The sequence below is a fragment of the Taibaiella koreensis genome (assembly GCF_003545715.1).
GTDB classification, from domain to species: Bacteria; Bacteroidota; Bacteroidia; order Chitinophagales; family Chitinophagaceae; genus Taibaiella; species Taibaiella koreensis.
The window spans coordinates 671,851-698,846 of the sequence record NZ_QVNU01000001.1; the positions used below are offsets into that span (position 1 = coordinate 671,851).

At 50.6% G+C, this 26,996-nt stretch carries 27 protein-coding genes; 11 read left to right on the forward strand and 16 right to left on the reverse strand.

The genetic code is table 11. The features are described 5' to 3' along the window. Window positions 1–5: 5 nt before the first annotated feature. Both DZK30_RS02970 and DZK30_RS02975 read right to left on the reverse strand, forming a co-directional pair. Window positions 6–1,409, reverse strand: coding sequence for a DUF4270 family protein (locus DZK30_RS02970; RefSeq protein ID WP_118972584.1), 1,404 nt, complete (start codon window positions 1,407–1,409; stop codon window positions 6–8). A gap of 29 nt (window positions 1,410–1,438) precedes the next feature. Beyond that, a complete protein-coding gene (locus DZK30_RS02975; RefSeq protein ID WP_118972585.1) occupies window positions 1,439–2,266 on the reverse strand; it encodes a glycogen/starch synthase in 828 nt (275 codons plus the stop codon). A 239-nt stretch (window positions 2,267–2,505) separates the two neighbouring features. Here DZK30_RS02975 and panC point away from each other — a divergent pair, with 239 nt between their 5' ends. Then, entirely contained in the window at window positions 2,506–3,348 is an 843-nt protein-coding gene (panC, locus tag DZK30_RS02980; RefSeq protein ID WP_118972586.1) for a pantoate--beta-alanine ligase, read from the forward strand. Window positions 3,349–3,488: 140 nt separating this feature from the next. After that, window positions 3,489–4,016 (forward strand): 30S ribosomal protein S16, encoded by a 528-nt coding sequence (gene rpsP / locus DZK30_RS26505; protein WP_118972587.1) that lies wholly within the window; start codon window positions 3,489–3,491, stop codon window positions 4,014–4,016. A 97-nt stretch (window positions 4,017–4,113) separates the two neighbouring features. Here the strand turns inward: rpsP and pyrE are convergent, their stop codons facing one another. Then, window positions 4,114–4,743: an orotate phosphoribosyltransferase gene (gene pyrE / locus DZK30_RS02990; RefSeq protein WP_118972588.1), complete on the reverse strand. Its 630-nt coding sequence runs from the start codon at window positions 4,741–4,743 to the stop codon at window positions 4,114–4,116. 127 nt (window positions 4,744–4,870) lie between these two features. Between pyrE and DZK30_RS02995 the strand changes: the two genes are divergently transcribed. After that, complete coding sequence (locus tag DZK30_RS02995; RefSeq protein WP_118972589.1) at window positions 4,871–5,509, forward strand: NUDIX hydrolase; 639 nt, start codon at window positions 4,871–4,873, stop codon at window positions 5,507–5,509. A 107-nt stretch (window positions 5,510–5,616) separates the two neighbouring features. Here the strand turns inward: DZK30_RS02995 and coaD are convergent, their stop codons facing one another. Next, window positions 5,617–6,075 (reverse strand): pantetheine-phosphate adenylyltransferase, encoded by a 459-nt coding sequence (gene coaD / locus DZK30_RS03000; protein WP_118973381.1) that lies wholly within the window; start codon window positions 6,073–6,075, stop codon window positions 5,617–5,619. Between the two features lie 114 nt (window positions 6,076–6,189). Between coaD and DZK30_RS03005 the strand changes: the two genes are divergently transcribed. The 4 genes from DZK30_RS03005 (at window position 6,190) to DZK30_RS03020 (ending at window position 9,182) form a co-directional block, all read left to right on the forward strand. Then, window positions 6,190–7,461: a DUF2130 domain-containing protein gene (locus DZK30_RS03005; RefSeq protein WP_118972590.1), complete on the forward strand. Its 1,272-nt coding sequence runs from the start codon at window positions 6,190–6,192 to the stop codon at window positions 7,459–7,461. 107 nt (window positions 7,462–7,568) lie between these two features. Then, window positions 7,569–7,913, forward strand: coding sequence for a YciI family protein (locus tag DZK30_RS03010; RefSeq protein ID WP_118972591.1), 345 nt, complete (start codon window positions 7,569–7,571; stop codon window positions 7,911–7,913). A gap of 8 nt (window positions 7,914–7,921) precedes the next feature. Then, window positions 7,922–8,527, forward strand: coding sequence for a sigma-70 family RNA polymerase sigma factor (locus tag DZK30_RS03015; RefSeq protein WP_162902793.1), 606 nt, complete (start codon window positions 7,922–7,924; stop codon window positions 8,525–8,527). Continuing rightward, on the forward strand, window positions 8,496–9,182 hold the full coding sequence (locus tag DZK30_RS03020; protein ID WP_162902794.1) for a DUF6596 domain-containing protein: 687 nt from the start codon (window positions 8,496–8,498) through the stop codon (window positions 9,180–9,182). The genes DZK30_RS03015 and DZK30_RS03020 overlap by 32 nt, the downstream gene beginning before the upstream one ends. Before the next feature lie 297 nt (window positions 9,183–9,479). On the opposite strand, the gene DZK30_RS03025 is transcribed toward DZK30_RS03020, so the two are convergent. Together DZK30_RS03025 and DZK30_RS03030 are read right to left on the reverse strand one after the other, a co-directional pair. Then, on the reverse strand, window positions 9,480–10,028 hold the full coding sequence (locus tag DZK30_RS03025) for an RsmD family RNA methyltransferase (protein ID WP_118972594.1): 549 nt from the start codon (window positions 10,026–10,028) through the stop codon (window positions 9,480–9,482). Next, window positions 10,016–10,825 (reverse strand): DUF3822 family protein, encoded by an 810-nt coding sequence (locus DZK30_RS03030; RefSeq protein WP_118972595.1) that lies wholly within the window; start codon window positions 10,823–10,825, stop codon window positions 10,016–10,018. Before DZK30_RS03030 ends, DZK30_RS03025 begins: the two co-directional genes overlap by 13 nt. Before the next feature lie 100 nt (window positions 10,826–10,925). On the opposite strand from DZK30_RS03030, the gene DZK30_RS03035 reads away from it, so the two are divergent. Continuing rightward, window positions 10,926–12,257, forward strand: coding sequence for an MATE family efflux transporter (locus tag DZK30_RS03035; protein WP_118972596.1), 1,332 nt, complete (start codon window positions 10,926–10,928; stop codon window positions 12,255–12,257). 60 nt (window positions 12,258–12,317) lie between these two features. Here the strand turns inward: DZK30_RS03035 and DZK30_RS03040 are convergent, their stop codons facing one another. Beyond that, window positions 12,318–13,346 carry a PhoH family protein gene (locus tag DZK30_RS03040; protein WP_118972597.1) on the reverse strand — a complete coding sequence of 343 codons (1,029 nt, stop codon included), beginning with the start codon at window positions 13,344–13,346 and terminating at the stop codon, window positions 12,318–12,320. A gap of 208 nt (window positions 13,347–13,554) precedes the next feature. Here DZK30_RS03040 and DZK30_RS03045 point away from each other — a divergent pair, with 208 nt between their 5' ends. Together DZK30_RS03045 and DZK30_RS03050 are read left to right on the forward strand one after the other, a co-directional pair. Continuing rightward, window positions 13,555–15,060 (forward strand): phytoene desaturase family protein, encoded by a 1,506-nt coding sequence (locus DZK30_RS03045; RefSeq protein WP_162902795.1) that lies wholly within the window; start codon window positions 13,555–13,557, stop codon window positions 15,058–15,060. Window positions 15,061–15,065: 5 nt separating this feature from the next. Then, on the forward strand, window positions 15,066–15,398 hold the full coding sequence (locus DZK30_RS03050) for an MmcQ/YjbR family DNA-binding protein (RefSeq protein ID WP_118973382.1): 333 nt from the start codon (window positions 15,066–15,068) through the stop codon (window positions 15,396–15,398). A 19-nt stretch (window positions 15,399–15,417) separates the two neighbouring features. Here the strand turns inward: DZK30_RS03050 and hxpB are convergent, their stop codons facing one another. From hxpB to DZK30_RS03070, 4 genes are all read right to left on the reverse strand, one after another. After that, window positions 15,418–16,071, reverse strand: a complete 654-nt coding sequence (gene hxpB, locus DZK30_RS03055; RefSeq protein ID WP_118972599.1) for a hexitol phosphatase HxpB — start codon at window positions 16,069–16,071, stop codon at window positions 15,418–15,420. Window positions 16,072–16,111: 40 nt separating this feature from the next. After that, window positions 16,112–16,981, reverse strand: a complete 870-nt coding sequence (gene porG / locus DZK30_RS03060) for a type IX secretion system protein PorG (RefSeq protein WP_118972600.1) — start codon at window positions 16,979–16,981, stop codon at window positions 16,112–16,114. A gap of 126 nt (window positions 16,982–17,107) precedes the next feature. Further along, window positions 17,108–18,091, reverse strand: a complete 984-nt coding sequence (locus DZK30_RS03065; protein WP_118972601.1) for a pyruvate dehydrogenase complex E1 component subunit beta — start codon at window positions 18,089–18,091, stop codon at window positions 17,108–17,110. A gap of 117 nt (window positions 18,092–18,208) precedes the next feature. Beyond that, window positions 18,209–18,805, reverse strand: a complete 597-nt coding sequence (locus DZK30_RS03070; RefSeq protein ID WP_162902796.1) for a hypothetical protein — start codon at window positions 18,803–18,805, stop codon at window positions 18,209–18,211. Window positions 18,806–18,945: 140 nt separating this feature from the next. Between DZK30_RS03070 and DZK30_RS03075 the strand changes: the two genes are divergently transcribed. Then, window positions 18,946–19,935, forward strand: a complete 990-nt coding sequence (locus DZK30_RS03075) for a 3-hydroxyacyl-CoA dehydrogenase family protein (RefSeq protein ID WP_205529347.1) — start codon at window positions 18,946–18,948, stop codon at window positions 19,933–19,935. A 102-nt stretch (window positions 19,936–20,037) separates the two neighbouring features. On the opposite strand, the gene DZK30_RS03080 is transcribed toward DZK30_RS03075, so the two are convergent. From DZK30_RS03080 to sppA, 5 genes are all read right to left on the reverse strand, one after another. After that, a complete protein-coding gene (locus DZK30_RS03080; RefSeq protein WP_118972603.1) occupies window positions 20,038–20,637 on the reverse strand; it encodes a WbqC family protein in 600 nt (199 codons plus the stop codon). Window positions 20,638–20,683: 46 nt separating this feature from the next. Next, window positions 20,684–22,930: a RelA/SpoT family protein gene (locus tag DZK30_RS03085; RefSeq protein ID WP_118972604.1), complete on the reverse strand. Its 2,247-nt coding sequence runs from the start codon at window positions 22,928–22,930 to the stop codon at window positions 20,684–20,686. A 105-nt stretch (window positions 22,931–23,035) separates the two neighbouring features. Next, the gene (locus tag DZK30_RS03090; RefSeq protein WP_118972605.1) at window positions 23,036–23,410 is read right to left on the reverse strand and encodes a T9SS type A sorting domain-containing protein; all 375 of its coding nucleotides are present in this window, start codon (window positions 23,408–23,410) and stop codon (window positions 23,036–23,038) included. Window positions 23,411–23,763: 353 nt separating this feature from the next. Further along, complete coding sequence (locus tag DZK30_RS03095; protein WP_118973384.1) at window positions 23,764–24,927, reverse strand: tetratricopeptide repeat protein; 1,164 nt, start codon at window positions 24,925–24,927, stop codon at window positions 23,764–23,766. 247 nt (window positions 24,928–25,174) lie between these two features. Beyond that, the gene (gene sppA, locus DZK30_RS03105) at window positions 25,175–26,968 is read right to left on the reverse strand and encodes a signal peptide peptidase SppA (RefSeq protein ID WP_118972607.1); all 1,794 of its coding nucleotides are present in this window, start codon (window positions 26,966–26,968) and stop codon (window positions 25,175–25,177) included. Between the last annotated feature and the right edge of the window lie 28 nt (window positions 26,969–26,996).

A 26,996-nucleotide genomic window follows, 5' to 3' on the forward strand; every position in this document is an offset into this window, starting at 1 on the left:
TCGTCTTAGTTTAGTTTAGTATAAATGACATTGAAACGGAGCTTTGTATCATTGTTGGCGCTCCCTGGTCCATCGGCCACCAGGCGATATGACCCCTGGTAGGCAGTGGGGATAAGCATGCGCAGCCTCAGTTGGGTTTTGCCTGCCGATATCGCTTTCTGAACGGTACGGGGTATATTGAAGATATAACGGATGTACTGGGAGCCACCGATCAGGGTCGACAGGGCGGTGCCGCCTACAAAAGCAGGGCCTGAGCTGTTTGCAGTCGAATCGTCGCCATTGAGCAGATCATCGATCACGGCTTCGGTGCCATCATCCTTGACGGTACGGATGATGAGCTGCGGCGGTGCGCTGAAACGATTGTCGTCGCCTACTTTGAGCAAGGTGACCGTGAGCGCTGCCTTATTGATGATAGAAGGTGGAATAGTCGCCGGATCTATGGGTACGGTAACCTCGGTACGGAAGCCCGGGTAGCCCTGCAAAACTATAGAATCCCGCAAAGTTTGTTGGTTGGCGAGGTAACCCTGCACCGGTGCCCCGTTGTAATTCCGGTATATGCCGTTGAAAAACGAGCAGAGCAGGGAATTGTAAGGGAAAATAGCGCGCTTCAGCGTGTCGTTGGTTGCGGTATGGTAGAAGAACTCCATTTGCGCTCCAGCGTAGGTGGTGTTTGTGCTGCCACCCGAAAGCGCAAACGACGCCAGTGTATTTTGTTGCACAGTACTGTCGGGCCCCAGGTAAATGCCCCTGAAGAAATCCAGGAAGGCGGCATTGGTGGCCATCATGGAAGGCGGCATGGAACGGAACTGCTCGCACAGCGCATTGCTCAGCCGCATACGCAGCAAGCCACCCACTGTATCTTTCTGGAACACAACTGTGGTATCCCGGAGCGACTTCACGGTGAACGTCTTGGACCCGATAGCAGTCGTGATATAAGGAAGCTTGTTGAACGCGTAATATTTACGTGAACCATCGCCAAGCACGAAGGGGTCGGTGATCTGGTAAGCCTTCAGACTAAGTGTGCTGGAGGCCACGGTATCGGCATAGGTGAAGTTATTAAAGGGAAGCGATACCAGCGCCGAATCGATGATAACACCTGTAGGGAAGGTAAAGCCTTCCGAAGGCGGCAGGAATTGTACATACAAACCGGCTTGTGTTTTCCCGAAAAACGGATCGTTGGTTACACCGCCGATACTGACAAACTTATATTGGACATCGCTTGTCCACATCGAGTCGTAATACAGGTTCTTTACCGTAAGGGCAAAATCGTTGACCTCGAAAGTATGTATATTATCCACGGGAGGAATAAGGTCTGGCCTTACAGCGCTTTTTTCCTTACAAGCCGCCAACGAAAAAAAGCCTGCGCATAGCGTAAAGGCTTTTAAATTCTTATAGAATATGCTCTTCAATGATTTTCTTTTCTATTGTGATCAATAACTTAGTCCTGGGATAGATTCTGGTAAAGCTCAAAGAGCGGTTCGGTATTTTCCATCCAATCCGGGTTGTAGGGGACTACCTTTTTCCCTTTTCCCGGCTTGAATTCAGAAACGATTTCCTTGTTGAGCTCTTCTTCGCCATGGATAATCACATCGGCGTATTTGCATGCTCCATAGATTAACGCTTCGTTGTTGCTTTTATTATAAGGCTCCACATCTTTGTCTTTCAATGCGGCGCTATTCATTACCATTTTGAGGAAGTCGGGACCCAGCGATTCGGTAAATTGCTCCTTCTGTGCCGTATATATCGACTTGGAATGTGCAAAAACCGGTTCCTTTTTATAAGAGGTTTTCAGGAACATGGGAATAAGCGAGGTCATCCAGCCATGGCAATGGATCACATCGGGCGGCCATCCAAACTTTTTAACGATCTCCAACGCGCTTTTGCAGAAGAAGATCAGTCGCTCCGTATTATCATCAAAGAAATGCTCATGCTCATCGCGGAAAACCGCTTTTCTCTTGAAGAAGTCCTCGTTGTCCATGAAATAGACCTGCAAACGGGCATTCGGCAGCGATGCTACTTTGATCAGCAAGGGATGATCATCCTTGTCCACAACCACATTGATGCCTGAAAGCCGAACCACTTCGTGCAAACGATGCCTGCGCTCGTTGATAATGCCGAAGCGGGGCATGATGACTCTGATCTCCATACCGGAATCAAAGGTCTTTACGGAAAGTTTATTCAGAATATGGGCAAAATCGGTAATTTCAAGATAGGGTGATAGCTCGTTGGTGATGATGAGTATGCGCTTCTTACTTTGTACTGACATGAACAAGTTGATTGTTTCCTAACGGAAGTTTATTTGTCTTTTCTTAAATAAAAAAAATCCTGCGCGCGTCGGGAAAACACAGCCTTTTCCTGAAAAATCTTTCCTGCGAAAACAGGAAAATCCCGTCATTTTCCCGTAGGTTTGGCGGCAAAGGTACGGAATTATTATAAAATAAAGGACGCCTTATGGTAAAGAGGCCGGAGGTCGCTATGCCAACACGTGATTTTATTTAACTTACTATGTTCATTTTCAAAACGGTAAAAGATATTACCGCTCATCTGGAGGCGCAAAGGGCGCAGGGCAGGCTCATTGCATTCGTGCCCACTATGGGCGCTTTGCATAAGGGACATCTTTCCTTGCTGCAGGCAGCACAGCAATTGCCGGCGCTTACGGTTTGCAGCATCTTTGTTAATCCCACGCAATTCAATAATGCTACTGACCTGGAAAAATATCCCCGCACCACAGAGCAGGATATTGCGCTGCTCACCGGGGCAGGCTGCGATGTGCTGTTCCTGCCCACGGAGCAGGAAGTCTATCCCGATGGTAAGGCCGTAAAGGAGCCGTATGACCTGGGCTACCTCGAAACGGTGCTCGAAGGCGCTTACAGGCCCGGACACTTCCAGGGCGTAGCACAGGTTGTGGAACGGCTGCTGCAGATCGTTAAGCCGCACAAGCTTTACCTGGGGCAGAAAGATTTTCAGCAGGTGGCTGTGCTCCGGCGCATGATCGATACCCGGCAGCTGGCGGTACAACTGGAAAGCGTGCCCACCACCAGGGAACCTGACGGACTGGCTATGAGCTCCCGCAACCGCAGGCTCACCGAATCGCAGCGCAGCGTGGCCGGCCTTATTTATCAATGCCTGGTATCCATACAATCAAAAAAAGGAATGCAGCCTTTTGCGGTGATCCAGAAAGAGTGCCGGGAGCTGCTGATCCACAAAGGCTTCAGGCCCGACTATATCGAGCTGGCTGTTGCCGATACCCTCGAGCTGTTGCCAGATTATGATCCATCCAGGAAAATGGTAGCCCTTATCGCAGCCTACATCGGCGAGATACGACTGATCGATAACCTTGTCCTGTAAATGAGCGCAAAAGTACCCTTACCGTTAAAAAACGTTAAGTCGGGGCGAATTATTTCACCTTACTGAATTCATTTTTGAAAAAATAGAATTAACTTCGCAATCCAAATTATTTTTTTTACCCAAAAACAATTTCCATTTCTATGGCGGTTAAACTCAGAATGCAACGCCACGGGTCTAAGAAACGCCCGTTCTATTTCATTGTAGCTGCTAACAGCACCTCTCCCCGCGATGGTAAATTCATCGAAAAGCTGGGCACTTACAACCCCCTCACCGTTCCTGCTACTATCCGTATCAATAACGAAAGGGCGCTGGATTGGTTGCACAAAGGTGCACAACCTACCAATACCGTTCGCCGTATCCTTTCTTTCAAAGGCGTACTGTACATGAAGCACCTGATGCGTGGTGTTTCCCTCGGACTGTTCGATGAGAAAACAGCAAACGAAAAATTTGAAAAATGGAATGCAGAGCACGAGCAGCTGGTGGTTAAGCGTGAAGAAGCACATCGTAAGCACAGGCAGGATAAGCGCCACAGCGTTGCCCAGGAGTCTGTACGCCGTGTAGAAGAGAAGAATGCTGCAAAAGTTGCTGCCGCTACACAAGCCGAAGTTGCTCCCGAAGGTAACAACGACGAAGCTGCTCCAGCAGAAGAAACAAACCAGGAAGGTTAATCTCCTTTGCGGTACTGAAAAAGAGAGCGGAACGATATTGTTCCGCTCTCTTTATATTTTAAGAAGATACCAGGCCTTCCTTTATAAAAGATGAAGCTTATTGTCCCCAGGTCGCCGGCGACAGGCGCCACTGCGACAGCTTTTCCAGGTCGGCAGTTTGTACAATGCCCTGCGTCTCTGCCACCTCGATCAAGGCATTGTAGTTGCTGAGGGTGATCAGCTTTACGCCTGCTTTTTCAAAAGCTTCTGCAGCTTGCGGGAATCCGTAAGTGAAGAGGGCGCACATGCCAATCACTTCGGCGCCGGCGTTGCGAAGTGCCTCTACTGCCTCCAGGCTGCTCATGCCGGTCGATACCAGGTCTTCGATCACCACTACTTTCTGGCCGGCGGTCAGCACACCCTCGATCTGGTTGCTGAGACCGTGTTCTTTGGGCTTGCTGCGTACATAGATAAAGGGAAGACGCAGCAGATCGGCTGCCAGCGTGCCATGTGGGATGCCCGCTGTAGCCACACCGGCAAGCGCTTCTGCATCGGGGAAGTGCTCCATAATAGTATTGGCCAATTCACTTTTAACATAATCCCTTACGTGCGGGTAGCTAAGGATCTTTCGATTGTCGCAATATACCGGCGATTTCCAACCGGAAGCCCATGTGAAAGGCTGGTCGGGCATTATCTTCAATGCCTTGATATGAAGCAGTTTTTCTGCAAAAAGGGTAGCTGTACTCATGAGGCGCAAATTTACAGCTTATCCGGCAGGGATATCCGCTATTTATAATTTTTTTTGGCTGCTTCATTTGCTACCTTCGCACAGGAGCGATTTTCGCCGCCACCCATCCAAATACCGACCATAATTCATGTTTTTCTCCCGTAAAATATATATCAATAACCGGCCGCTGATCCTGACCAATTCTGCCGATGAGTACATTAACAGCCATCCTATCGCCGCCGGCTATATGTTGCTTACCGGAGCATTTCCCCGTAATTTCCGCCTGGCAAAAAAACACCTTGCAGGTTTGCTGAGCCTGGGTGTTATCGTTGAAGATATATCGGTTGATGCGCTGATCAGGGAACTGAACAAAGCCTATGAGCCTATTGAGGCAGCGGGAGGTGTAGTGAGCAATCCCGAGGGCGGGGTGCTTATGATCTATCGCAGGGGTAAATGGGATCTGCCCAAGGGAAAGCGCGACGATGGCGAGGCCATTGAAGATTGTGCCGTAAGAGAAGTGATCGAAGAGACCGGTCTGCCGGAGCTCGATCTTGGCGACAAGATCTGCGAAACTTATCATGTGTACGATCAGCGCGGCACCGAGCTGCTCAAAACGACGCATTGGTACCATATGACTACAGATAAGGCTTTCGAACTCTATCCGCAGAAAGAGGAGAATATTCTCGAGGCACGCTGGATAGCCGAAAAGAAGCTGGGGAGCTATGTGCACCATTCCTACGAAGCCATCAAGGAAATTTTGATGGAATCGGGCAAGCGCTGGCAGTAGCCTTCAGGTTTCCGGGGCGTGTAACGAGCCACTATTATTGTATTAGCGGGATGTCCGTCGCGTTCCAGCGTTTTTCATACATCGACGAAGGCAACGCAGCTGCCTCGTTACCACTTCACTACTTCGGGGATAAACATATCCACCTTGCCGTTGTTGCGGATCACATCTCTGACCAGCGTGGAAGATACGGTGGAGAATTCGGGAGAGCTGGTGAGGAAAACCGTTTCCAGTCCGGGTTCCAGCATGCGGTTCATATCGGCGATCGCTTTCTCGTACTCAAAGTCGCTCACATAGCGTACACCGCGCAGGATGAAGCGTGCGCCGATTTTTTTGCAGAAGTTGACGGTAAGCCCTTCATAGGCCGAGACTTCAATGCGGGCGTCGTTTTTGAATGCTTCCTGTATCCAGCCTACCCGTTGCTCGGCGCTGAACATGGGTTGCTTATTGGAATTGATGCCCACGCCGATCACCATTTTATCAAACAAGGCTATAGAACGTTGAATGATATCGACATGCCCCTTGGTAATGGGGTCGAAAGAGCCGGGAAACACGCAGATACGTTGCATGAAGATTGTATTTGAGGCCCGCAAGGTAAGCATTCCTTTTTAATCGGGAACAAGGCCTGCGCCAGGGCATGTCGATTTCCTTTTGTAATTTGGCGCACATAAATTTTTTGAAGTATGGCAACCATGATCAAATGCCCCAGCTGTGGATCCGAATTCCCGCTGGAAGAAGCATTGAACGACGAGCTGAAGGAAAATATTGAAAAAGAAAAGCAGTTGCTGCGCAAGCAAATGCTCGACTATAAAAAGCAGAAAGAAGACGAGGCGCAACAAAAAAGCGAAGAGTTCAGGAAGCTGCAGGAACAGCAGGAAACGGTCTTCCGGCAGCAGCTGGATAACGAGCTGAAGCGGCAGCATGTGCAGCTGGAGGAACTGGTGCGCAAAAAGCTGTCGTCCGACTACGAAAACCAATTGAAGACCCTGCAGCAATCGGCCGAGGAAAATGAAGAACGGTTGAAAGAAGCCCGTAAAAAGGAGCTGGAATACCTGCAAAAAGAAAAAGCCTTGAAGAACAAGGAGGAAGAGCTGGAGCTACAGCTGCAGCGCCAGCTGATCCAGGAACGCGAACACCTGAAAGAGCAGCTGCTGACAGAGCAGGCCGAGCGTATGCAGGTAAAGGACCAGGAGCATCAGCTGCGCACCCGCGAGCTGGAAAAGCAGATCGAAGATCAGAAGAAACTGGTCGATGAAATGAAGCGCAAGGCTGAGCAAGGCAGTATGCAGCTGCAGGGCGAAGTGCAGGAGCTGCTGCTGGAAGAGCTATTGCAATCCACTTTTCCCTTCGACCAGGTAACGGAAGTGGGCAAGGGCGTGCGCGGCGCCGATTGTATCCAGGTGGTACGTAACCATTATGGTCAGGAAGCAGGAAAGATTATCTACGAGAGCAAAAGGACGAAAGAGTTTGCCCTCGACTGGATCGAAAAGCTGAAGGCCGATATGCGGCAGCTGGGCGCCGATATCGCCGTGATCGTAACCCAGGCTTTTCCCCGCGATATGGACCGCTTTGGTGAGAAGGATGGTGTGTACATCTGTTCCTTTGCGGAAGTGCGCAGCGTGGCTCTGCTGCTGCGCAACGGACTGCTGAAAATAGCGGAAACACGGAAGAGCGGCGAAAATAAGGGCGATAAAATGGTAATGCTGTACGACTACCTTACCGGCCACGAATTTGGCGAGCAGTGGAAGGCCATACGCGAAGGCTTTTTGAATATGAAGCTGAGCATCCAGAAGGAACGCGATGCCATGGAACGCCTGTGGAAAGCGAGGGAAAAGCAGCTGGAAAAGGTGCTGCTGAATGCAGCCCATATCAGGGGAACGGTGGAAGGCATTGCCGGCGCCGATTCTGTTAATCTGAACCTGCTTGATGAAGGCGATGCAGAGCTGCTGGAATAAGCTTATTTTATCTTCTTTTTTTAAAAAATAACCAAAAATTGTCCCGGTAAGCGAAAGGCCGTTGTCATTGTAACGACAATCTTATTGCAACACTCAAAAAATTAAAGATGAAAGAATTTTTGATGCTGATCCGGGAAGACCTGGCCCAATATGGTAACATGACTCCTGAACAAATGCAGGAAGATATTGAAAGGCACGTAAAATGGGTAGAAACCTTGGTGCAGCAAGGCCATTTCAAAGGCGGTAACCCGCTTACACCCGCCGGTAAGTACATCAAGAGCAGCGAAAGAATCGTAACCGACGGGCCCTATATCGAGGTCAAGGAAGGTGTCAGTGGCTTCTACTTCCTGTTGGCTGCATCGCTGGAAGAGGCTACACGCATTGCTGAAGGGTGTCCCTCCCTGGACTACGGTGGTATGGTAGAAATTCGCGAAGTGATCTTAACGGAATAGGCGTTGCTGTGCTGCAGGCAGATCCCATACCACAGCTGACCGCCCATCTTTTCCGGGAACACTCGGGAAAGATGGTTGCGGTATTGTCGCGCCTGTTTGGCCTGCAGCAGCTGGACCAGGTCATGGATATCGTACAGGACACCTTTGAGGCTGCGCTTACACATTGGCGCTTTTCCGGCATACCTGCTAACCCGCCGGCCTGGCTGATGCAAGTGGCCCGGAACAAGGCCATCAACCAATTCAAGAAAGAACAACGCGAACGGGCATTGCGTTCGACGTTGCAGCAAACCCTGGAAGGCTTTACGCAGCAAATAGACCTGTATTGCGCACCGGGTGAAATAAAAGACAGCCAGCTGAAACTGTTGCTGCTGTGCTGTCATCCCTCTCTTTCGACCCGGAACCAGATCGCCTTGACATTGTATGTACTGTGTGGTTTCGGCGTGCCGGAGATTGCCAATGCCTTGCTGATGCAGCCCGAAGCAGCCAAGAAAGCATTGACCCGGAGCAAGGCGCTGCTTCGGGAGGAGGAAAGCCCCTTTGACCCCCGGCCCGGCTGCCTTCTCTATCGGGAGGTGGCACACCGTGCTTACCGTACTATACCTGATGTTCAATGAAGGTTATAAGACAACCAGGGGCGACTCATCCATCAATTATGATCTGTGCTATGAAGCCATACGGTTGACAAAGCTCGTCGCGGAGCAGGCCGATACCGGCGGGGAGGCCGCAGGACTTTTAGCCCTTATGTTCTTCTCGCTTTCCCGTTTTCCTGCGCGTATAAGTGCTGCGGGAGCGTTACTAAGCCTGGAAGAGCAGGACCGTGGTCTCTGGAATAAGATTTACATCGAAGAGGCCTATATTTACCTCGGCAAGGCCGTGCCGCAGCAGCTGAACCGTTTTTACCTGGAAGCGCTCATTGCTTCATATCATTGCCGGGCCGCTACCTTTGCCGCGACCGATTGGGCCGGTATTGTCGCTTTATACCGGCAGCTCGAGTTATTGTATCCTTCCCCGCTGGTAACGCTCAACCGTGTTCTTGCCGAAAGTTATTTGTCCCCAGGCGATAGTCTTCGCCATCTGCGGGCTTTAAACGCCGGCGACCTGGAAGATCGCTTCCTGTTGCCGGCAGCCGAAGGAGATATCTGCCGGCGTATGGGGCTGTGGGAAGCGGCTGCTGCAGCCTACCGGCGTGCACTAGCCGTGGCGGTTATGTCAGCTGACAGACAATTCCTGGAGCGACGTATTGCACAATGTTGTAGCGTTAATGAATAAGCCCGGATTGCTGATAGCGTGTAGCGTTTTAACTTGAGCTATTTTTTAATTGCGCTACCAGTTGAATAGCTTGCAATTCATCCTGCAATTTATCGCAGCCCGGCACCCGGCCGGTGATGAGCTCGATGAGGTTTTTCCTCATTTATCATACAGCTCCTTTTCCATTTTTCCTTTGTCTATACCGTTTTCCTTGTCGATAGATCACGATAGAACTTTAGCAGGTCTTTACGCACAATGATTGTGTTTGTGAAAAATATAGCTTGTTTTATAAAGTATAGGGCGCAGCGCTCATCCTTCTTAAGATTCTTCTTCATACCCAAAGAAAGAAAACAGGGTAGTACCGTAATTTTTTACTTTCAGAAAACGGGGATGCTCTTCGTAATTGTTGCGGGGTGTATGTTCCAGGATGAACAATCCATCGGGCAGTAGCAGGTTTTTCTCAAAGATAAGGTCGGGAATGGCGTCAATCTCTACCAATGCATAAGGCGGACCGGCAAAGATGAAGTCGTACTGATCGATACAGGACTTCAGGAATTTGAAAACCTCTACCTGCAACAGCTTGATCTGGCTGAAGCCGAACTCAGCGGCGGTCTTACGGATAAAAGCAGCCATATTTTTGTCCCGCTCAATAATGGTCAGGTCTGCGGCGCCTCTGGAAGCCAGCTCATAGCTGATGCTGCCTGTGCCGCCAAAGATGTCCAGCGTTCTTATCCCTTCAAAATCGATCTGGTTCTGTAAAATGTTGAATAAGCCCTCTTTGGCCACATCAGTAGTAGGGCGGGTATGAGGCATATTTGTAGGCGGATGGATCTTCCTGCCGCCATGTGTGCCACTTATGATGCGCATGATATCAGCTTGCTTAATAATGTAAAAGAGGCGAATTGCTCCGTGCCGGGTACGGTGATCCTGGGAAAGAAATGCCGTAGCTCGTCCAGTACGGCCTCGGAGAGGCACAAGCCCGAAACACTTACCCGCAATTCTTCCTGTTGCAGGTCGTGCTCCCGGCAAATGAGTGCGATACGGTATAGTAGGTTATTTACATGGTCCATTTCCATCACCTGGTGCAGGAGCAGCCGGCCATTGCTGCTTACCGTGAGCAATACCTTCGCATCCAGGAAAACGAGATCGGCATAGTATTGCTCAGGCGTCATTTCCTGGCACAGGATCGTTGCCGAAAGCGCTTCAATACGGCCTTCAGCAAAATATTTCTGCGCCAGCTGCACCAGCTTCTCGGGTGCGGGATAGCTTATGGTCGCCGGTAGTACGCGGGATACCGGTGTCGCCCTTACCTGCTCTCCGGCTTCGATAAAATAAAAGCGGCGTAGCCAGGAAGCAGCCGCTTCTTTTTCGAAAAGTGGCTGAGGGATGATCTGGCTTCTTTCATCTGCGATCCAGATATGTGTGACCAGCTGCGGACCCGCCACCAGCGGCTCGTTGACAAAAATAGATTCGATAGCAGCCATATTCCAGGAGGCGTAATGGTATACTTTCGTCGTGAGCACATTGCTGTCCCGGCCGTAGCCCGCTATACACAGGCCTTTGTCCCAAACGATCAGGTGCAGGGTCTCTATATTGGTAAGGGGATCGTCGTGCATATTGAAATGCCGGACGGGCTGCAATATCTCGTGCTTGATAAGGGACATGGGCTGGTATATTGAAATATTTTCAGAGCAAAAATGTGCTGCGCAAAATTAATAGAATAATTTTGTCTGTGGTTCAACCGACAACCACTGCTTTTGATTAATGCAATTTACCGCCACGAGACGACAAATATTAAAGCTGGCTGCGCCTATTTCGCTGTCCCTGCTCATACCGCAGATCAGTTTTATGGCCAACGCCGTTTTTCTGGGACGATTGGGGCAGCTGGAACTGGTGGTGAACGGCCTGACCAGTATTTATTATCTGCTGCTCACCTATATCGGTTTCGGCCTCAGCAACGGGATCATGGTGCTGCTCTCGCGCAGGGCAGGTGAAAGTGATGAGCAGGGGCTTAGCCGCACCTTCACCAATGGATTGTTCCTGTCTGCCATGGGCTCGCTTTTGCTCATGATGCTTTCGTTCTGGTTTTCTCCACTGTTGTTTGGCTATACGCTCAAAGACGAGAATATCTTTTTCGCTACCATCGACTTTCTGTACCTGCGTATCTGGGGGCTGCCTTTCCTCATGTTCACGCAATTGATCAATGCCTTTTATATTGCTACCAATCGATCCCGCCTGCTGATTTACGGCGCAGTGCTGGCCAATCTTGTCAATGTAGGACTGGACTACGGTCTTATTTTCGGCAACTGGGGATTGCCCCGTATGGGCCTGAAAGGCGCCGCGGTAGCCTCTATATCAGCAGAAGTGATCTTTTGCCTGGTTATGTACAGTCTTTTTTTTCTGAAAGGGCTGCACCGCAAGTATCCCATCCGCCGCTACCTGCAATTCGATACCCGCATATCGGCCCAAACACTTAAGGTAGCTGCTCCCCTCATCGTGCAATATGTTTTCAGCATTGGCGGCTGGCAGATCTTTTATATTTATGTCGAGCACCTGGGGGTCACTCAGCTGGCTACTTCGCATATCCTGCGCAGTGTGCTGGGCATTGTGAGCATCGGTACCTGGGCGCTGGCGTCTACCTGCAACACCATGGTGAGCAATATCATAGGGCAGGGACATACCGAAAAAGTAATTCCATTGGTAAAAAAGATTATCGGGATCAGCTTTTCCTATACTATTTTTATTTCCCTCTTTCTTTTTCTTTTTCCCAAAACGTTTCTGGGGGCCTATTCCAGCGATACGGCGGTAGTAGCCATGGGTGTCAACAGCCTGCGGGTGCTGGCTATTTCGTCACTGGTAATGTGCATGGCCACCATTTGCTTCAATGCCGTTATCGGTACTGGCAATACGCTCATTAACCTGGGGATCGAAGTGCTCTGCGTTTGCGTCTATATCGTCTATATTACCATTGCGGTAGAACGGCTGCGGGCCTCACTGCATGTGGCCTGGGCTTCGGAATTCGTTTACTGGGGCTGTCTGCTGCTTACGGCAGGCGGTTACCTGTTCAGTGGTCGCTGGAAGGGAAAGACGATCTGATGCAAAAAGAGAAGTCAAGTTTTCAAAACTTGACTTCTCTTTTTGTAATTGACGTTTAGGTCAGGGTTGCTGCTCGGCCTTAAGGTTGGCTCTGCGCTCTTTGCGCATCTCTTCCAGTTCCTCTTCCCGCTCTGCTTCCTTGTCATAAGCAGCGATAACGGCCTTAACCAGCCTGTGACGCACCACATCGCTGCCGCTAAGCTCGATATGAGCGATACCGTTGACGTTCTTTAATATCCGCACGGCCTTACCCAGGCCCGATTTCTGATTTTTGGGCAGATCGACCTGGCTCAGGTCGCCGGTAATGATCGCTTTGGCTGAAGGCCCGATACGTGTCAGGAACATTTTCAGCTGCAGGTCGGTCGCGTTCTGCGCCTCATCGAGGATAATGAAAGCGTTGTCGAGCGTACGGCCGCGCATATAAGCCAGCGGAGCGATCTCGATCACGCGATTGGCCATGAAATAGCTGAGCTTGTCGCTGGGTATCATATCATCCAGCGCATCGTACAAGGGTCTCAGGTAGGGATCGATCTTCTCTTTCAGGTCCCCGGGTAGGAAGCCCAGGCTCTCGCCGGCTTCTACGGCGGGGCGGGTAAGGATGATCTTTTTGATAGCCTTGTTCTTCAGGGCCCGTACGGCCAGAGCTACCGCGGTATAGGTCTTACCGGTACCTGCTGGTCCGATGGCGAAAATGATGTCATTTTTTTCTGACACAGCAACCAGCTTTTTCTGGTTCTGCGTCTTGGCGCGGATCACTTTACCATTGGGACCGAAGACCAGGATGTCGTTGCCATCGACGATATTGGCATTTTCGCCGGTACCGTCGCCGTCATCCTCGGCATCGCCCAGAATCTGTGCAAAGTAATTTTCGGAAAGATTGCCGTTACGTTCCAGGTATTTAATAATAAGATCGATCTTTTCGCGTGCGGTTTCCACTTCTTCCGGTTTGCCGGCAAGTTTTAGCTGTGTACCGCGCGATAATATTTTCAGGAGAGGGAATTTCTTCTTCAGGATGTCAAATTTGCTGTTGTTTACACCGAAGAATTCAATGGGGTTTACGGTCTCGAGATTGATGATGAGTTCTGTCAAAGTCTGTTAAATTTAATGTACGTAATAGTGGGACTGTTCGATCATAGGCCACGGGAGGCGCTATCGGCGTGGCGCGTTACTTAAAGTTATGTATAAATTGGAATCCTTAAGCCATTATTTTATTGTTAGCCGGGGTTATCAACTTTCGCCGCTGGATATGTGGAAAAATAATTTAATCTTCGCATCTGATCGTTTTTGATTCATAGCAGTGGCAATTTACGACGTCGTAATTATAGGTTCCGGGTTGGGCGGTTTGCTCAGCGCAGTTTTCCTGGCAAAGGAAGGGTTACGCGTTGCTGTAATAGAACAAAATAAACAGGTCGGCGGTTGTCTGCAAACCTTTTCTTTTGAAAAAAAGCTTTTTGACTCCTGCGTGCACTATATCGGCGCCCTGGAAGAGGGGCAAAGCCAGCATCGCGTGTTCCGCTATGCCGGTATCCTGGACGATCTCGGGCTCAGCCGGCTCGACGGGGATGGCTTCGATCGTATACTCCTGGGCGACGATCCCGAAGATTACCCCCATGCGCAGGGCCTGGACCATTTTGCCGCATTGCTGAAACCTTATTTCAACCGGTCGGCCAAAGCGCTGGATGAATATGTACAAGTACTGCGGCAGGTGGGCGATAGCTTCCCGCTGTACAACCTCAGGAACGGCAATGCTCATGAGAAGGAGGCCGTAAGCCATTGGACCATGCACGATATTATGCGACGGATCCCCGATGAAAAGCTGCAGCATGTGCTGATGGGGAATAACCTCCTCTACGCCGGCGCCCGCGACAAAACCCCCTTTTATGTGCATGGCCTGGTGACCAAAAGCTATATCGATAGCGCCTACAAGATCAAAGGCGGCAGCTCACAGGTATCTAAGCTGCTCTGGCGGCGGCTTCAGGAGCATGGCGGCGTCATTTTCCGTAATGAAAAGGTGACCGGCCTCAGGGAAAAGAATGGCGCGATCCAAAGTGCGGTCACTGCTTCCGGCGCAGTATACGAAGGAAGGCAGTTTATAGCCAATGTGCATCCGGCCGCGGCCCTCTCCTGGATCGACTGCAGCCTTATCAAACCGGTATACCGTAAACGTATCCTTGCCGCAGAAAATTCGATATCGGCTTTTATGGTCAATATTGTGTTACAGCCGGGAACAGTGCCGTACCGCAATCACAATATTTACTGGAACCGCAGCGCCGATGTATACGCGGCGGTTGCCTATACGCCCGGCGAATGGCCCGCTAACTATGCATTATATTTCGGCGCCGATACGCAATATCCGGGGTATGCCGATACCGTAGCTATATTAACGTATATGCACGCCTCCGAACTCGATGAATGGCGTGATACCCGTAATATCACAGCAGCGCCTTCGGAGCGGGAGGCGGGTTACCACGCCTTTAAGGAAGAGAAGGCCGCATTGCTCATCGATACGGTGGCAGCGCGTTATCCCGAGCTACGGCAGCATATGCTGGCGTTCAAGGTCGCGACGCCGCTCACCTTCCGCGATTACATGGGCACGCCCGATGGTAGCATCTACGGTATCATGGCCGATGTGCAGAACCAGGCCGGCACCCGTATCCCCATCAGGACCAAAATACCCAACCTGCTCTTTACCGGCCAGAATATTGGCATCCACGGTGTGCTTGGCGTGAGCATCAATGCTGTAGCGGCCAGCGCCGAGCTGCTGGGGCTCGATTATCTATTGGAAAAGATACATAAAGCTTGAAAAGCATGAATGCAGAGTCTATAAGAACGTATTGCCTTGCCCGGGAGGGCGCCGAAGAAAGTTTTCCTTTTGGCGAAGGCGCCCTGGTGTTCAAAGTGGCGGGAAAAATGTTCCTGCTGCTCAGCCTCGACGCCGTGCCGCTATCCTTCAATGCCAAATGCGATCCCGACAGGGCGCAGGAGCTGAGAGAAACCTATAGTACGATTATTCCCGGTTACCATATGAACAAGAAACACTGGAATACCGTGATCGTCGATGGCAGCCTGGGCGATAAACTGATTAAAGAGCTGATCGATCACTCTTACGATCTGGTAAAGCCGAAGACAAAGCGGAAGTGATTTTATGCTTCAGTCACAGCTATTGCAGCGATTGCCACACCTGTGCGTTGAAAGCTTCCAGGCTGGGCAACTTTACATCAGCCAGGCCGAAGCGCGCATCCTCGTATCGTGCCGGCTCGGGTACCACGATCACTTTCATACGGGCGGCTTTAGCCGATATCATCCCATTCACCGAATCTTCGAGCGCAATACAATTCCATGGCGATTCTGTAAGCGCATGGGCGCATTGAAGGTAAACTTCCGGATGCGGTTTCCCGAATAGAGCGGTATCTGCCGAGGTCATGGCAGCAAAGTAACCGGTAAGTCCGAAATGCCCGATCAGCTCGTTGAGCATACGGGTGGGTGAGGAGGTGGCCAGACCTGTTTTGGTCTTGTTGGCCTGCAGCCATTGAAGGCAAGCCTCTGCGCCGGGCATTACGCCGCCTTCTGCTTTGGATAGGGCGATAATGTCGTCCAGGATATCCTCGGCCAACTGCTTTGCCGTGACAGTGCCCGGCCATCCGAACTTCTCTTTCCAGAATTCGGTAACCTCGTATATTCTCAAACCAGTAGTGTACTTGAAGAAATCGGTGCCTACGGGCACCTGGTAATGCCGGGCTATTTTGAGCATGCTTACGCCCCATAACGGCTCTGTGTCGAGCAACAGGCCGTCCATATCGAAAATTGCTGCCATTAAAATCGCGCTGAATTGAATTTGCGCCGCGAAGATACGTTTAATCCGGCTGCCATAGTCCTTCCAGGTGTGAAGGACATTTGTAGGTTTTCAGCTGGAACGAGAGCGAAAATTGAACCATCAGGTATTGGTCCTTGCTGGCATTGTCGCCGCGCTGCTTGCCGGCACGGCCCAGCTTTTGCCCATCTACCGTAATCGAGCGGTCCTGGAGCTGAGACGCTACGCTGGGGTTCTTTGGATTGGCGAGAAAGCGGTCGGCGCCTACATAAGTATTGCTCACATCGTCCATATAATCGGTAAAGGTAAAGCGATTGACGATCTCGGCGCTGAAGTTGACGCCTGGCCCCAGCCAGTATTTGATCCCTGCGCCCACCGGCAGACAAATGCTGTAAGGTTTGTATTTGCGGTTTTTGAATTCTTCTGTATTCTGTCCTTCGGTACCCAGGGGTCTCAGGTTGTAGCGCCTGCCGTTCAGGTCGGTGTACGGCTCATAATAAAATGCGCCTATGCCGCCAGTAAGGTAAGGAGTGAAACGGTGTTGTGGATCGCCGGTAGAAAACCAGAAGAAATTAAATTCGGCCATTACGGTGGCCTCTACAATGTCGGACCGGAAGCTCAGGTTGCGCTGCTGCTGGTAAGGGTTGGAGGTAAATTGGTCATCGTAACCTACCTTGGTATAGTTAACAGCGCCACGCAGTGCGATATAGGGATTCAGGTGATAGCGCAGAAACAAGCCGCCTGCAGGTCTGATGTATTTTAAGCCGTAATTGGGATTAAGATCGCCGAAATAAGTAGAGGCTCCCAGGAGCACACCGTATTCGGTAGATTGATAAAACTCCTGTGCCGAAGCTTTGAATATACCGGGTACGAAGAAGGCAAGCAGGAGGGCTCTCTTTATGGATAAAAACATGTCTTTTTTCGCTGCGATTCAATGATTAAACGCTAAAATAAGCTATTTTATTATAGCGGGGCGTTCCCCAAAACAAAATTTGACAAACCGGATAGTTTGTCAAATTCTGAGCAGGTATACGTTGTGTTATTTTTTGATGTACATCACCTCTTTCACCAGGTTCACCGTGCGCGGCACATCGGGCAGGTAAGCCGCCACCAGGTTGGGCGCATAGTGCATATTGGTATCGGCCGAGCAGATGCGGTGTATGGGGGCATCCAGGTAATCGAAGGCGTCTTTCTGCACCCGGTAGCTGATCTCGGAAGATACGGAGGCGAATGGCCACTGCTCTTCCACGATCACGAGACGATTGGTCTTTTTCACCGAATTGATAATGGTCTCACTATCCAGCGGGCGAATGGTGCGCAGGTCGATCACTTCGGCGCTGATACCTTCTTTGGCCAGCTCTTCCGCAGCGCCCATGGCTACTTTCATCATCTTGTTGAACGAAACGATCGTTACATCGGTGCCTTCTCTTTTTACAGCGGCCTTACCCAGAGGGATCAGGTACTCGCCATCGGGCACCTCGCCCATATCGCCGTACATGAGCTCCGACTCCAGGAAAACAACCGGATCATCATCGCGGATTGCGGATTTCAGCAGGCCCTTGGCATCGTATGGATTAGATACCGATACCACCTTAAGTCCCGGAATATTGGCGTACCAGCTTTCAAAAGCGGAGGAGTGCTGGGCGCCGAGCTGTCCGGCCGAACCATTGGGTCCTCTGAATACGATGGGGCAGCCAAACTGGCCTGCGCTCATCGAGAGCATTTTGGAAGCGTGGTTCATGATCTGGTCCAGCGCCAGTACGGCAAAGTTCCAGGTCATAAATTCCACTACAGGACGAAGACCGTTGGATGCAGCGCCCACTGCGATGGCGGTAAAACCCAGCTCTGCAATAGGCGTATCGATCACCCTGCGGGGGCCGAACTCGTCGAGCATGCCCTGGCTTACCTTGTAGGCGCCATTGTACTGAGCTACTTCCTCACCCATCAAAAACACTCTTTCATCCCTGCGCATCTCTTCGCTGAGCGCTTCGCGCAGCGCCTGCCGGAAAGCTATTTCTGCCATAAATTATTGATCTGATTTTAAGCGGGGGTAAAAATAGTTTATTCTACCGAATTATAAAACGAAAACTACGCCTTCCGTTTACCGGGAGGCGTAGTCTGGTCTGAATCTTGACAAAAGTTATTTTTTCTCTTCAGCTTTCTTTTCTGTAGCCTTGCTTTCACCGGCAGGTTTCAGGTTGATATACATCACCTGTTTTTCCTTACCTACTTTGAAGCGCATTTCGCTGCTGCTGATCTTTTCGATGTTGATGGTATCCGGCTTGCTGGGCATTCCGGCAGGAATATTTACCGGCTTTACGATCAGCTTTTTATCATCAGTCAGTGTATATTTCATAGAATCTTTCCGTCCGGCGCTGCCTTCCTCGTTGATCATATAACCGTCCTTGGTAAAGGTGAGGCGGCTTTCCTTCGCTGCTTTCTCATAGTCTTCCTTGGATTGCCTGATCTGTTTTTTGAGCAACATCTTGAAGCTATCCACGTTGAAAGTACCTACATACATGGCCATATTGCTATCCACTACGGTAATGGTATCTATAGAATGCTCCTGTACCTTCAGCATAGAATCTCTGAAAGGACTTTCGAAGCTATCTATCTGCCATTTACGTACGATCTGGTCTTTGGGAGATTGGCAGGCTGCCAATAAAAGCAGGCAGCTGCCTGCAACGAATAAGCGGTTTTTTCGTGTCATGGGCGCAAAGTTATAGTTTTCAGCCATAACAAGAAGTTTTTTCCTATTTCTTTTCCCTGCATGTTTACAGCCGATTCCGGAGGGTATATATAGCTGCCATTTTCATGCACGCCATTATTAAAAAAAGGTTACCTTTAGGCGTTTTTAAAAAAAATTAATTATTAATCATGTCTGAAGTTAAAGAACAAACAACAGCAGTGAACGCAGAAACATTAGGATTAGATGCGGCAGCCAAAGCACGCCTGGAGCAGATAAAAACAGTAACGGTAATTGGCGCCGGCACAATGGGCAATGGCATTTCCCATGTATTTGCGCAATACGGCTGTAAAGTGCACATGGTCGATATCTCCAGGGAAGCATTGGAAAAAGCGGTGGCCAAGATCGGCGCCAATATGGATCGCCAGGTGACCAAGAACCTGCTTACTGCCGAAGATAAAGAGGCGGCACTTTCCCGTATCGAGCTGTTTACCGACATGGCCGAAGCCGTAGGGGATGCTGACCTCGTGGTAGAAGCTGCTTCCGAAAATATCGACCTTAAGATCAAGATCTTCCAGGAGCTCGATCGTCTTTGTCCCGAAAAGACTATCCTGGCCAGCAATACCTCTTCTATTTCCATTACTCGCATAGGCTCCTTTACTAAGCGTCCCGGCAAAGTGATCGGTATGCACTTTATGAATCCCGTACCGGTAATGCGCCTGGTAGAGATCATTAACGGGTATGCTACAGACAAGGATGTGACCCAAACTGTATTTGATCTTACCAAAATGCTGAATAAGGTTCCCTGTGTGGTGAACGATTATCCCGGCTTTATTTCCAACCGTATCCTGATGCCGCTGATCAATGAAGCGATCCTGGCCCTGCAAGAAGGTGTTGCCGGCGTGGAAGAGATCGATACCATTATGAAGCTGGGTATGGCGCATCCGATGGGTCCCCTGCAGCTGGCCGACTTTATAGGCCTCGATACCTGCTATTCTATCATGAATGTATTGCACATGGGCTTCGGCAACCAGAAGTATGCGCCGGCTACCCTGCTATGCAACATGGTTCAGGCGGGCTTCCTGGGCGCCAAGAGCGGGGAAGGCTTCTATAAGTATACCCCCGGCAGCAAAGAGCTGGTAGTAAGCGAGCGCTTTGCCGGTAAGCAATGGAAGATCTGATCTGATCAATAAAACAAATGACCCCAGCGGAGGGCCATCAAAGATAAAAAGGCATTGCCCCGGTTGAGGGCAATGCTTTTTTCTTGTATGCTCCTGGTTTTGCTATACTGTTTGCAGCAGCGCGGCAGCGTAGGGGCCTTCGCAAAACAGGAGGTCGAGTATGGAGCAATCGGTCAGGAAGCCCGTGCGATCGGTAAATACCTGGTGATAGGCCGGCAGGGCTACGGGTTGCTGAGGCGACAGGCTATGCCGCAGGTCGCAGGTGCCTTCGGGATAGTGCGCCACAAATTGCGTGGTCTCACCCAAAGCCAGGGGCAGCTTCAATAGCTGCGCCACCAGTAGTATGCCTGCTTTATTGAACGTATGCAGGAGCGGAAAATGCTGCCGGAACAAAGGCTCCAGCTGCGGCGCGAAATATTCGAAAAAAGGAGAGCGGCCGTATAGCGACACGATCGTTTTCCAATGATTGTCCTGCCAGCTGGTGCAGTAAGACAGCTGCACTTCGCCTACGGGCATCCTTTGGTTGCGGCCCTTTTCCAGCGGGAGACTCAGGAGCATCCTGCCCGAAGGCGCAGCGAGGTAATACCGGTTGCGGTAGCTCATTTTTTGGTAGTGCTCGGCCAGGTCAAAGGTGACCTGCTGCGCGGCACAGGCCTGTTGCCACCAGCTTATGGGTGGAAAGGGCAGGGAAGAAGAGATCATTCGTTAATGGAAGAAAAAAAGGAACAAACGGACCGGGGCAAAGATACTATTCGCCGCTGGCCTCGACCCGCTCCACTTTGGTGATGCCTTTAATATTGCCCAGTCTGCGGCATAGCTCATCCAGCTCTTCCCGGTCGTGCACAAAGACCATAATGGTGCCTTCGAATACGCCGTCTCTTGAGTCAATGCTGATCGAGCGCATGTTCATATGCAGCTCCCCGGTAATGACATTGGTAATGCCCTGTATGATGCCCACATCGTCTAGACCGGTAAGCTTGACGCCGGTAAGGAAAGATATTTCCTTGTTCTTTGCCCACTTGGTCTTCACGATACGGTGCGCGTAGTTGGCCATCAGCTGTGCAGCGTTGGGGCAGTCGGTGCGGTGCACCTTCAGCCCTTCTCCCGAAGTAATAAAGCCAAATACGTCGTCGCCCGGGATCGGCTGGCAGCATTGCGCCAGCTTGTACAGGATCTTGTCCGAGCTCTCGCCGAAGATAATGAGCTCTGCACCTTTGGCCGTCATTTCCTTCTCGTGCTCATGGTGCTGGACAGGCTTGGCCTCGGGCTTAGCCTCCTTCTGCGGCTGGAACAGCCTGTCGCCGGTAACCATAAAGGATTTCAGCGGCTTAAGGTCGATAGAGCCTACGGCAATGCCATAGTAAAGATCGAGTGGCGAAGGCAGCTTATAGTAAGCACAGATCTCGTTCAGATTCTGTATGGAGGGAGAAACGTGCATGTGGTCCAGCTTACGGTACAGTATCTCCTTACCGTCTTCGGCGATCCGTCTTTTTTCTTCCCTCAGGTAATACTTGATCCTCGATTTGCCTTTCGCTGTAACCACGAAGTTGAGCCAGTCTTCCGAAGGCTTCTGCTTGGACGACGTGATAATCTCTACCTGGTCGCCGCTCTTCAGCTCCTGGCTGATCGGCATCAGCCGGTAGTTGATCTTGGCGCCGATGCAACGTGCACCCAGCTCGGAGTGAATGTCGAAAGCCAGATCCAGTGCGGTAGCACCTTTGGGCAGCACACGCATGTCGCCTTTTGGGGTATATACATAGATTTCCTCGGTAAACAGATCGAGCTTGAAGTCCTGTACAAAATCCAGGGTATCGGTATCCGGATTGTTCAGCACCTCGCCTATATGTTTGAGCCATGCATCCAGCTTGCTTTCATTGTGCGTGCCTTCTTTGTATTTCCAGTGGGCGGCCAGGCCTTTTTCCGCGATCTCGTTCATACGTTGGGTACGGATCTGTACCTCCACCCAGCGTCCTCCCGGGCCCATTACTGTCGTATGCAGCGCCTCGTAGCCATTGCCCTTTGGCATGCTGAGCCAGTCGCGCAGCCGTTCGGGGCTGGGCTGGTAATAATTGGTAATGATGGAATAAACCTTCCAGCAATCTTCTTTTTCCCTTTCCCTGGGCGAGTTGAGGATTACCCTGATGGCAAACAGGTCATATACTTCGTTGAAGGAGACATGCTTGGTGCGCATCTTGTTCCAGATGGAATGAATGGACTTGGGGCGGCCATAGATATCGAAATTGATGTCCTGCTTGCCCAGTTCTTCCTTGACAGGTTTGATGAACTCGTTAATATAACGGGTACGGTCTCTTTTGGTTTCCTTCAGCTTACGTACGATATCCAGGTACACATCGGGCTGGGTAAATTTCAGGGCAAGATCTTCCAGCTCGGTCTTGATCTCGTACAGTCCCAGCCGGTGGGCAAGCGGCGTAAAAATATAGGTTGTCTCTGAGGCGATCTTCAACTGCTTTTCCCGGCTCATACTATTGAGCGTACGCATATTGTGTAGGCGGTCGGCCAGCTTGATCAGGATCACGCGGGGGTCTTCGGCCAGCGTGAGCAGGATCTTACGGAAATTTTCGGCCTGCATGGAGGCCGAGGCCTTGATATCGACCACATTGGATATCTTGGTGAGACCATCTATAATGCGGGCAAAATCGGTACCGAATTCGGCAGCAATATCCTCAAGGGTGATCTCGGTATCTTCCACCACATCGTGCATCAGCGCGCAGCAGGCCGAGGTAACGCCCAGGCCTATTTCTTCTACCACAATGCGGGCTACGGCAAGCGGGTGCAGGATATAAGGCTCGCCCGATTTACGACGGGTTTCCTTATGCGCGTCGGCAGCCAACTCGAAAGCGCGGCGTACGGTTTTACGGTCGCCCTTTTTGAGCCGTTGCTTCAGCGCACGTAACAAGGCCCGGTACTCCCTGAGAATCAACTTTTTCTCCTGTTCTTCGTCGATGGCCTTTGTATATAAAAGCGGTGTGCTCATAAACGGGTATTCTATAATTCTAATATACAAATAAAAACGGAAACCACCAGGGCTTCCGTTCTAAAAATACGTTATTACAATCTTTCCGTACCGGAAGAGCCGGTTTTAACGGTTGATGATCATTTTGGCTGACTGCACGATCTTGCCGCCTTTATCGCGGGCAACCACCATGTAAATGCCCTGGGGCATTTCGCTTAGGTTATTGAACGTAACGTCGGTAGTGCTTTTGTCGATAATCGTCTGCTCAGTAAGCTTACGGCCGATCAGGTTGATGATCTCTACTTTCTCTACGTCAGTCCTCAGGGAAGCCGATAAGCGTACGTTCACGCTGCTGTTGGCAGGGATGGGGTACACCGTGATGGTCCTGTCCTGGTTGGTGATGGTGATTTTATCACTTCCTTGCGCAGCGGCATCTGTGGAACGCAGGCCCACAAAGGCGATCAGGGTGAGCAAGAAAGAAAGCTTGTATACAAATTTCATAGTAATAACTATTGATAATGTTAGGGTTCAGATGGACTTTCGGCAATCAAAAGATCAATCTTATGTGCAAATATAATATACCGTTTGAGATTTTCAACATTTTCACCGGAAAAATTATAAAAAACCCTCATAGAGGTAATCTATATCTGTAAGCCGGTGCTATTCTCAAAGATGATCTCTCTTCCTGAATATAGACAAAAGGCGTGCCAAAGTGTTTAACCCGATATTGTGTCAGATAAGTGAAAAAAGCGTTAAACTATTAACCCGATTATTGTCAGCTACCCGTATAAGACCATAGAACAGGCCATTACCCCTATTCGTGGTCAGGAAATATTGGCAGTCCTTTCATCACCTCATCGCTTGCCCCGCATCCTGCTTATCGCCGTATCGTAAACGGGATTTTCTTTTGCCGCTTTAGCCAGTTGGTATTGCCGCAGGGCATCAGCGTATTTACCGCGCTCCTCGTAGATACGGCCTATATTATAGTAAGAACCGGCCTTCACTGTATTGGCCGTGGGGCCGCTGGCCAGCGCTATGGCTTTTCTGTTGGCCCAGATCGCTTCCGCATTCCGTCCCATTTTTTTATAAGCCAGACCCAGGTTGCCATAGGCCTGTCCGTATGCCGGATCCTCCTGGATGGCAGCTGTATAATAGCTTACCGCCGATTCATAGTTGCGGCTGTGATAGGCTGCCTCGCCGTTGGCATTGAGCGACTCCGCGGTCGAGGTATTGTAGTTGTTGCTGATGGTAACTGCATCGTGCGGGTTGAACATGATCCGGTTCACATCCTCGGAAGTACAATTGACACGGCTGATCGTGTTGATATCCTGCATTTCACCGTTTCCGTTGATCTTGAACACCGTCCACAGGTTGCCGGCCTGTCCGTTGGCCGGCAGGTAATAAGTACGTACCAGCGACTGGCCTATGTATACAAACACCTTAGCCTGGCTATAGCTAAGCCGGGTAGTATTGGGGTTGTCCCTGTCCGAAAAATCGTGGATAGCATATACATATTCTTCCCCATTGTTGCGCTGGCCTATGGTGATGGTTTCCGGGCCATAGCTATCTGTATCATCTACATCCAGGTCGGCATTGCTGCCCAGCTTATGATTGTAGAAAATGTGTTTGCTGCCGTAGGCCAGGTGGGCATCCAGATCGGATGGGGTGGCGCCCCAGCTCAATACGATACGCATACCGTCAAGGTTCTCCATCACCGGGCTTATCGCATACGTAAGCTTGTCGCAGGGACACTTGGCGACAAGGGTGGAGTAACCCTCTTTTTTAATGATAACGGAAGTGCCCGGGTCATCGGCAAAGCCAGCATTGACCGTTACATTGCCGCTGGCATCGGTTCGCCCGCTTACCGACTGTTCTCCGTTTTTCTGGAAGATCACTTCTGCGCCTTCTATTCTTTTGTCCTTTATGGTAGCGCTGAGCACTTGTACAGATCGTTGCTGGGCGGAAATACTGGAGATGAGGGCGATCAGCAGCGCAACTGTAAGGGCGATTTTTTTCATGTAGCCGGTGGTTTTCAGAAATAAGTCGATTGTAATGACGGGCGAAAGTAAAGGAATCGCCTGCAATGGAATACTTGCAATTCAAATCTGCCTCCCTTCCTTCAAGATTTGCAGGAGCGGCCCTTGTATCCGTCAGCATCCGGAGAGGCCTTCAGGAAACACAGTATGAGGCCGTAAGCCACTCCCGGTTTATAACAGAATGGGCTGCCTGGAATGCAGGCAGCCCATTATATTGCTTTTACGATGCTTAATAGATCTCGGGTATGAAAGGCATCATCATCCATACATGGTTCTTTTGCTGCTGCATGGTGCGCAGGATACGGAACCAACGGTATTCTTTGCCCATTTCCTGCTCCAGGAATTGTTCGGCCAGTATTTTCTCGCTGACGCTGCCTTGGGAGAACATGCGCATCAGGCGATCCATCTTGTCTTCCGGCGCCGGACAGGTGATGGTGCGGTAGTCCTTGAGTTTTGCAAGGGCGGCGGCGCTCCTGATGGCACGATCCAGGTTGCCCAGCGCATCTACCAGGCCGTTCTTCAGGCCTGCAGTACCGGTCCATACCCTTCCCTGGCCTATGCTGTCTACGTAGTCGACGTTCATTTTACGTCCTGCAGCCACCCGGCTTTTAAAGGTCATATAAATCGTATCTACACCGTTCTGAATAAATTTCTTCTCCTGCTCGGTCATGGGGCGGTTCATGTTGGGGAAATCGGCATAGGGGGCATTTTTTTCGCCGTCGAAGGTAACGCCCAGCTTCTGGTTAAAGAAGGCCTGGGTGTTGAACATCATGCCAAAAACACCGATGCTGCCGGTAATGGTATTGGGCAGCGCAAAGATGCTGTCGGCCTGGCAGGAAATATAGTAGCCGCCGCTGGCCGCCAGGTCGCCCATCGACACTACGAGGGGCTTTTTCTTTTTGAGCAATTGCAGCTCACGCAGGATCACTTCGGAGGCCAGGGCGCTGCCGCCGGGCGAATTGACCCGCATCACTACTGCCTTTACTTTATCATTGTCCTTTACTTTGCGAATCTCCTTGATAAAGGTCTCTGAAGCGATCTGGTAAGAAGAGCCCTGCTTTTCGCCATCGACGATCTCGCCTTCAGCTACCAGTATCGCGATCTGGTTGTCGCTGGAAGGGTCGGTTACGTTTTTTACATAGTCACCGGCGGCAATGAAGCTGATCTTATCTCTTTCCGATTTACCCGTCTTGGACCGGAGCAAAGCTTCCACTTCATCTTTATAGCGTGTGCCGTCGGCAAGCTTGTAGTTGACCGCATCGCGTGCATTCTGTATGGCGCCGGTTTTGGCCCAGGTATTGACCGCTGCCGTATCGGCGTGCGTATGCTCGCTTACAGCCTGTAGCATCTCATTCCACATATCGCTTTGCAAGGCCGCGATCTGCTTGCGGTTCGGTTCACTCATTTTATCCATACGGAAAGGCTCTGTAGCGCTTTTAAACTGCCCGCAGTAGAAGATCTCCGGCTGTACATTCAGCTTGTCGAGCGCACCTTTGAAGAATACCAGGTTGGAAGTAAGGCCCTTCAGCTCCACAGAGCCCAGAGGGTTGATGAAAATGCTGTCGGCAACAGAGGCAATATAATAGTCGGCCTGTGGCATAAAGTCGCCGTAGGCATAAATAAATTTACCACTTTGCTTGAAATCTTTCAGCGCCTGCCTTATCTGCTGCGCTGTTGCCTGGCCATTGGGCGAGCCGCCGGTTTTGATGTAGATGCCTTTGATCTTGTCGTCGGTCTTGGCATAAGCGATGCTCTTCATCAGGTCGTGCAGTCCGGCCGTTTGAGAGGAGCCACCGGTAAACAAGGCCAGGGTATTGCTTTCACCAAGCTCGTGGTATTGATCGGTAAGATCGATATAGAGGATAGAGTTGTCTTTTACCAGCGACTCGGCCTCCTTGGCGGCCGCTCCCGATACCGAACGGGATATAGACCCGATCACGATGAAGAAAACGGCGAAGAAAAGAATTCCGGCGACAACAAGCGCCAGGAAAGAGGCAAAGAAGAACTTAAAGAATTGTTTCATCTCGGGGATACATTTTGGGCAAAGATAA

Bases quoted from the DNA above. Each gene is read 5' to 3' on its own strand.
- rpsP (WP_118972587.1), top strand. From the start codon at position 3,489: ATGGCGGTTAAACTCAGAATGCAACGCCACGGGTCTAAGAAACGCCCG.
- porG (WP_118972600.1), bottom strand. From the start codon at position 16,981: ATGTTTTTATCCATAAAGAGAGCCCTCCTGCTTGCCTTCTTCGTACCC.
- DZK30_RS03025 (WP_118972594.1), bottom strand. From the start codon at position 10,028: ATGCGCATCATAAGTGGCACACATGGCGGCAGGAAGATCCATCCGCCT.
- DZK30_RS03075 (WP_205529347.1), top strand. From the start codon at position 18,946: ATGTCTGAAGTTAAAGAACAAACAACAGCAGTGAACGCAGAAACATTA.
- DZK30_RS03090 (WP_118972605.1), bottom strand. From the start codon at position 23,410: ATGAAATTTGTATACAAGCTTTCTTTCTTGCTCACCCTGATCGCCTTT.
- sppA (WP_118972607.1), bottom strand. From the start codon at position 26,968: ATGAAACAATTCTTTAAGTTCTTCTTTGCCTCTTTCCTGGCGCTTGTT.
- DZK30_RS02975 (WP_118972585.1), bottom strand. From the start codon at position 2,266: ATGTCAGTACAAAGTAAGAAGCGCATACTCATCATCACCAACGAGCTA.
- panC (WP_118972586.1), top strand. From the start codon at position 2,506: ATGTTCATTTTCAAAACGGTAAAAGATATTACCGCTCATCTGGAGGCG.
- DZK30_RS03010 (WP_118972591.1), top strand. From the start codon at position 7,569: ATGAAAGAATTTTTGATGCTGATCCGGGAAGACCTGGCCCAATATGGT.
- DZK30_RS03095 (WP_118973384.1), bottom strand. From the start codon at position 24,927: ATGAAAAAAATCGCCCTTACAGTTGCGCTGCTGATCGCCCTCATCTCC.
- pyrE (WP_118972588.1), bottom strand. From the start codon at position 4,743: ATGAGTACAGCTACCCTTTTTGCAGAAAAACTGCTTCATATCAAGGCA.
- DZK30_RS03080 (WP_118972603.1), bottom strand. From the start codon at position 20,637: ATGATCTCTTCTTCCCTGCCCTTTCCACCCATAAGCTGGTGGCAACAG.
- DZK30_RS02995 (WP_118972589.1), top strand. From the start codon at position 4,871: ATGTTTTTCTCCCGTAAAATATATATCAATAACCGGCCGCTGATCCTG.
- DZK30_RS03035 (WP_118972596.1), top strand. From the start codon at position 10,926: ATGCAATTTACCGCCACGAGACGACAAATATTAAAGCTGGCTGCGCCT.
- DZK30_RS03085 (WP_118972604.1), bottom strand. From the start codon at position 22,930: ATGAGCACACCGCTTTTATATACAAAGGCCATCGACGAAGAACAGGAG.
- DZK30_RS03065 (WP_118972601.1), bottom strand. From the start codon at position 18,091: ATGGCAGAAATAGCTTTCCGGCAGGCGCTGCGCGAAGCGCTCAGCGAA.
- DZK30_RS03050 (WP_118973382.1), top strand. From the start codon at position 15,066: ATGAATGCAGAGTCTATAAGAACGTATTGCCTTGCCCGGGAGGGCGCC.
- DZK30_RS03070 (WP_162902796.1), bottom strand. From the start codon at position 18,805: ATGGCTGAAAACTATAACTTTGCGCCCATGACACGAAAAAACCGCTTA.
- hxpB (WP_118972599.1), bottom strand. From the start codon at position 16,071: ATGGCAGCAATTTTCGATATGGACGGCCTGTTGCTCGACACAGAGCCG.
- DZK30_RS03005 (WP_118972590.1), top strand. From the start codon at position 6,190: ATGGCAACCATGATCAAATGCCCCAGCTGTGGATCCGAATTCCCGCTG.
- DZK30_RS03030 (WP_118972595.1), bottom strand. From the start codon at position 10,825: ATGTCCCTTATCAAGCACGAGATATTGCAGCCCGTCCGGCATTTCAAT.
- coaD (WP_118973381.1), bottom strand. From the start codon at position 6,075: ATGCAACGTATCTGCGTGTTTCCCGGCTCTTTCGACCCCATTACCAAG.